The following is a 3,671-nucleotide window of genomic DNA, read 5'->3' as shown; positions in this document are numbered from 1 at the left end:
TGGGGCGAGGTCGGCTGGGAGGAACTGACCGACGGTGTCCTGGTGGCCAACCAGCCCAACGGGGCCGCCAGCTGGTTCCCCTGCGACGACCACCCCTCCTCCAAGGCCCCCTTCCGGATCAGACTCACGGCCGACTCGCCGTACCGCGCGGTGGTGACCGGCTCGCTCGTGGGAAAGAAGCGCAGCGGCAGCATGACCACCTGGGAGTTCGACCTCCCCCACCCCACCTCCACGTACCTCGTCACCGTCAACCTCGGCCAGTACGAGCACGTGGAGGTCAGCGGCGGCCGGGTGCCGTTCCGCGCGTACCTGCCCGCCGACCTCAAGCGCGGTTTCCGGGTGGCGTTCGACCGGCAACTCGAGATGATCGACGTGTTCACCGATCTGTTCGGGCCGTACCCCTTCGAGGAGTACAAGGTCGTGGTGACCGACGACGAGCTGGAGATCCCGCTCGAGGCCATGGGCATGTCGACGTTCGGTCGCAACACGATCGAGTCCGGCGGCGCCGACGAGCGGCTCATCGCCCACGAGCTCGCCCACCAGTGGTTCGGCAACGCGGTCACCGCCGCCGAGTGGAAACACATCTGGCTGCACGAGGGTTTCGCCTGCTACGCCGAGTGGCTGTGGACCGAGTTCTCCGGCGGCGCCGACGCCGGCAGCCACGCGCTGCGCTACTTCGCCAAACTGCAGAACTCGCCGCAGGACATCCTCCTCGCCGACCCCGGCCCGAAGGACATGTTCGACGACCGCGTCTACAAGCGCGGCGCCCTGACCCTGCACGCGCTGCGGCTGACGATCGGCGACGAGCGTTTCTTCGACCTCCTGCGGGCCTGGGTGGCCAAGTACTCGGGCAAGAACGTCACGACCGACGACTTCCTGCACATGGCCGCCGATCATTCGCCCGTGGACCTGCGCCCCCTGTGGAACGCCTGGTTGTTCTCCGAGCCCGTGCCGCCCACCCTCGGCATGCCCGATGGCCTCCCCGGATCCCGCTGAGGCGGCGCCCACGACCGCTCGGGGGGCCACGGGCGGGATGCGGGCGCTGACGCTGGCCACCCTGTTCGCCGCGGCGTCTGGGTACCTGGTGATGCTCATCGCCGGCCGCGCCCTGGGGCCGGCCGACTATCCGCTGTTCGCCACCTACTGGGGCGCGTTCTTCGCCCTCGGCGGTGTCGCCAACGGGCTCATGCAGGAGGCCACGCGCGCCGTGCGGTCGGCGCGACAGCTCGCCGGCGGCGTCGGGGCTCCTGGTGTCGACGACGACGACGTCGGCAGCATCGGCGACCCGCCTCCCGCCTCCCCGCCGACCGGCCCCCGCGTCCGGCTCCTGACCGCCGGCCTCGTACTCGGCCTGGCGCTGGCCGCCGCGGTCGTGGTGAGCACCCCGGCGTGGGCCCCGGTCGGGCTGCCGACGTTCTCCGGGGCCGGTGTGACGATCATGGCGTTCGGCATCCTCGGATTCAGTCTCCAGGCGGCCACCGCCGGCGCCCTGTCCGGCTCCGAGAGGTGGGGGCTGTACGCGGTCCTGCTCACCGTGGACGCGGCGCTGCGCCTGGCCGTGGCCGGTATCGCCTGGTGGCTCGGTGATGCCGGGCTGGGCTTCGCGATCGCCACCGTCGCCGGCGCCATCACGTGGGCCCTTCTCGTCGCGCTCTCCCCCGCCACGCGCTCCGCACTCGCCTCCGCCGTGGATGTGGGCCGGGGCCGCTTCTGGCGCAACACCGGCACCGCGATGCTCGCCTCCGCCGGCACGTCGGCACTGGTCACCGGGTTCCCGCTGTTCGTCACCGCGACCGCCCGCCCCACCGACCCGGCCCCGCTCCTCGGTGCGGTGATCCTGGCCATCACCCTCACCCGCGCTCCCCTGCTCGTGCCGCTGACCAGCTTCCAGAGCGCGATCATCGTCTACTTCGTCGAACGCCGTTCCCGGGGACCGCGAGCCCTCGCGCTACCGGTCGCCGCGGTGACCGCCGTCGGCGTCATCGGCGCCGGGGCCGCGTGGCTGGTCGGTCCCTGGCTGATCCGCGTGCTGTTCGGCGCCGAGTTCGAGCTGTCGGGCGCCGTGCTGGCCGCCCTGACCGCCGCCTCGGTGGGAACCGCCGCGCTCATGGTGACCGGCAACGCCGCCCTGGCCTTCGACCGCCACCTGCTCTACAACGTGGGCTGGTGGGTGGCGGTCATCGCGGCCGCAGCGCTGCTCGTCGCCGTGCCCGGCGCACTCGACGTGCGCGCTGCCATTGCGCTGCTCGCCGGGCCCGGCGTGGGCGTACTGGTGCATGTGGTCGGCATCGTCGTCGTCGCCACCTCCTCACGCCCGGAGGCCCGCTCGTGACCCACCTCCGTCCCCTCGGCCGCGGTGCGGCCGAGCTGCTCGCCGCGCTGATGGTGGCCGCCGCCGTGGGCGTTCTCACGCTGCTCGTGGTAAACGCGCCGCCGTTCGCCCAGCCCAGCTGGCTGCCGGAGTCGTTCCGGGCGGCCCTCTCCGCCGGGTTCGTCGTTCTGGCCGGCTGGCTGCTGCTGCGCCGCGCGACCGGCCGGCGCACCCTGTGGCTGCTCGGCACGGCGGGCCCGTCGTTCCTGGCCTCGTCCCACCTGGGGCTGCTGCTCAACGGCACCCCCCACTACCTGTTCGGCCTGGGTGGCGACCAGATCAACCGCGTGGCCTACGTGACCCGCTTCGCCGATTCCGCGGGGCTGGCCGACCCGTTTTACGCCGACGCCGCGCCGTTTTATCCGCCCCAGTGGTTCTGGGTGGGTGGCCGGCTGGCCGCGCTGTTCGGCGTGGACGGGTGGGAGTTCTACAAGCCGTACGCGATCATCACGATGGCGGTGGCCGGTGCGCTCGCGTTCGTGGCCTGGCGATGGCTGCTCCCGGCCCGCCTGGCGGTCCTGTTCGGTCTGGTGACCGCCGTGGTGGGCGTCCACACCAACGCCTATGAGCCGTATTCGTGGATCCTCATCTGCCTGTTCCCACAGGTCGTGGTGGCCACCTACGTGCTCAGCGCGCGCATCGCCGTGGCCGCGGGCTCGCCGACGGACAGCCGGCCGACGTGGCCGCTCGTTGTGACGATCGGCGTCTACCTCGGCATCGCGGCGTTGGGCTACACCCTGATCGCCGGCTTCGCGGCGCTGGTCGTGGGCCTGGTGGTTCTCCTTCACGCCTGGTGGCACCGCTCCGAGCGCGCCGTGGTCCGCGCCCTCCTCGGCCGGCTCGCCGCGATGGCCGGGATCTCCGCCGCGATCGCGCTTCTGTTCTGGCACCGCTACCTGCTCGCCGTGATCAGCGGAGCGGAGACCGAGTCGTCCGTCGCCAACGACTTTGCGCCCGAGTCCGGCGCGAACCTGCCGCTGCCGATGTTCGAGATGTCGGTCACGGGTGTCCTGTGCCTGATCGGGCTGGTGTGGATCGTGGTCACCGTGTGGCCCACCGGCGCCGATCGGTCCGCGGCCGCGCTGCACGCGCGGGTCCGCGTCGGTGCCCACGACGAGCCCCGCCCCGACGACGACAACGCCCCCTCTGGATGGCCGCTGCCCTCACCGGGTCGGGCGCTCGTGCTCGCGCGCAGTCTGGCCATGATCACGGTGGCCGTGTTCGGCTGGTTCCTGCTCTCCGGGCTGCGGGCCGTCGCCGGCAGCACGCTGTTGCCCTTCCGCATGATCCCCGCCCTCAC

At 72.2% G+C, this 3,671-nt stretch carries 3 protein-coding genes; all 3 read left to right on the top strand.

Annotated features, from left to right (window positions below; translation table 11 throughout):
• A partial coding sequence (locus tag ACWIE7_RS18510; RefSeq protein WP_454070232.1) for a M1 family metallopeptidase occupies nucleotides 1-996 on the top strand: 996 nt, incomplete at its 5' end.
• Nucleotides 974-2,332: a polysaccharide biosynthesis protein gene (locus tag ACWIE7_RS18505; RefSeq protein WP_454070231.1), complete on the top strand. Its 1,359-nt coding sequence runs from the start codon at nucleotides 974-976 to the stop codon at nucleotides 2,330-2,332. The genes ACWIE7_RS18510 and ACWIE7_RS18505, both read left to right, overlap by 23 nt.
• The coding region (locus ACWIE7_RS18500; protein WP_454070230.1) for an arabinofuranosyltransferase at nucleotides 2,329-3,671 on the top strand (1,343 nt) is incomplete at its 3' end. The genes ACWIE7_RS18505 and ACWIE7_RS18500, both read left to right, overlap by 4 nt.

This window comes from Dietzia sp. NPDC055343 (genome assembly GCF_053645265.1).
This window is presented reverse-complemented; position numbering and strand designations above follow the sequence as displayed.